Consider the following 2,279-nt stretch of genomic DNA (forward strand, 5'->3'; position numbering starts at 1 on the left):
AGGCGTTCGTCGGGGAACTCGGGGTCCAGGAGGGCGTATCCGGCGCCGGTCTTGAGGACGGCGAGGAGGGCGACGGCGAAGTCGGGTCCGCGGTCGAGGAGGATGCCGGCGAGGTCGCCGCGGCCCAGGCCCCGGGCGGCGAGGTGGTGCGCGAGCCGGTTGGCGCGGGAGTCCAGCTCCCGGTAGGTGAGCTCCTGGCCGCCGAAGACCACCGCCCGGCCCCCGGGACGCAGCCGGACCTGCTCCTCGAACCGTTCGACGAGGGTGGCCGGGGCGGTGTCGGTACGGACACCCGTCCACTCCTCCAGCACCTGCCGGCGGCCGGCCCCGTCCAGCAGCTCCAGCTCCGAGAGCCGGACCCCCGGCTCGCGCGCCACCTGCTCCAGCGTCCGCCGCAGCATGCCGGTCATCCGCTCCACGGTGGCGCGCTCGTACAGGTCGCAGCTGTAGAGCACCGCCCCCGTCAGGCCGGACGCCCCGTCGGCGCGCAGCAGGAACTCCAGGTCGAACTTGACGGCGCCGGTGGCCAGCGGCTGCGCCTCCCCGGCCCGCACTCCGGGCAGCACGGGCGAGATCCCGGGACCCGACTCCAGTGCCAGGCACACCTGGAACAGCGGATGCCGGGCCAGGGAGCGGGCCGGGTTCAAGGCCTCCAGTACCAGGTCGAACGGGGCCTCCTGATGGGCGAAGGCGTCCAGATCGGCGGTGCGCACCCGGGCCAGCAGTTCCCGGAAGGCCGGGTTCCCCGAGGTGTCGGTACGCAGCACCAGGGTGTTCACGAAGAAGCCCATGAGCCCCGACAGGGCCTCGTCGGGCCGGCCCGCGACCGGTGAGCCGAGCGGGACGTCGGTGCCCGCGCCCAGCCGGGTCAGCGTCGCCGCGAGCGCGGCCTGCACCACCATGAAGGGGGTGCACCGCTCGGCCCGCGCCAGCTCCACCACCCGTTCGTACAGGTCCGTCCCGAAGTCCACCCGGACCGCCCCGCCGCGCTGCCCGGCGACCGGCGGACGCGGCCGGTCGGGGAGCAGCCCCAGCTCCTCGGGGAGCGCGGCCAGCGCCGTCCTCCAGTGCGCCAGCCGGGCCTCCAGCGGGGGGCCGGTGAGGGCGGTGCGCTGCCAGAGCGTGAAGTCGGCGTAGTCGGCCGGCAGGGGGGCCCAGTCGGGTGCCGATCCCGCCAGCCGGGCCGCGTAGGCGTGGGACAGGTCCTCGAACAGGGGGCGCAGCGACTGCCCGTCGGTGGCGATGTGGTGCAGCAGGACCAGGAGCGTGTACGCATCCTCCCCGGAGTGCAACAGGGTCACGCGCAAAGGGTGTTCGGTGGTCAGGTCGAAGGAGTGGCGGGCGGCGGCGAGCAGTTCGCCGTCGAGGCTCCCGGGGGTGACGCGGCGCACCTCGAACGCGTGCGCCGGGACCGGGTCGACGATCTGGTACGGGTCCCCGTCAGCGGTGGCGAACCGGGTCCGCAGCGGCTCGTGGCGGGCGGCCAGGTCCTCGAAKGCGGCGCGCAGCGCGGGCACGTCCGGCTCGCCCTCCAGGCGAACCGTCATCGGCACGTTGTACGCGGTCGCCCCCGGGCCGCCGAGTCCCGCGACCAGCCACAGCCGCTGCTGGCCGAAGGACAGCGGCAGCCGCTCGGGACGTTCCGCGGCACGCCGCAGGGGCGGCAGGGAGGGCCGGTCGCCGACCTCGTCGAGCCGGCGGGTCAGGGCGGCGGGGGTGGGGTGCTGGAAGACGTCGCGCAGGGTGAGGGTGACGCCGAGGGTGGAGGCGATGCGGTTCGTCAGGCGGGCGGCGAGGAGGGAGTGGCCGCCGTGGTCGAAGAACCCGTCGTCCATGGACAGGGGCACCGGGCTGCCGAGGACCTCGCTCACGAGGGTCCGTACGAGCTCCTCCGTCTCGGTGAGCGGCTGGCGGSCCCCGGTGGTGGGCGTCGGCTCGACCGCCGGGAGCGCGGCCTTGTCGATCTTCCCGTTGGGGGTGAGCGGCAGCCGGTCCAGGACCGCGAACCGGGCGGGGACCATGTGCTCCGGCAGCCGCTCGCGCAGCCAGGCGCGCAGCGCTTCGGGGGCCGGGGCCGGAGCCCCGGGGGCCGTGGTCACGTAGGCCGTCAGCTGCTGGTCGCAGTGGAGCAGGGTGGCTTGGGTGWTGTGGGGGTGGGTGGTGAGGGTGGTTTCGATTTCGGTGGGTTCGATGCGGAAGCCGCGGATCTTGATCTGGGTGTCGGTGCGGCCGGTGTAGTGGAGGTTGCCGTGGGTGTCCCAGTGGGCTTGGTCGCCGGT

At 74.6% G+C, this 2,279-nt stretch carries 1 protein-coding gene; it reads right to left on the bottom strand.

Going from position 1 to position 2,279, the window contains the following annotated elements; genetic code table 11:
- On the bottom strand, nt 1–2,279 hold a 2,279-nt coding region (locus AB4039_RS42025), incomplete at both ends, for a condensation domain-containing protein (RefSeq protein WP_442273283.1).

This window comes from Streptomyces sp. M-16 (genome assembly GCF_052114405.1).
In the GTDB taxonomy this organism is placed as follows: domain Bacteria; phylum Actinomycetota; class Actinomycetes; order Streptomycetales; family Streptomycetaceae; genus Streptomyces.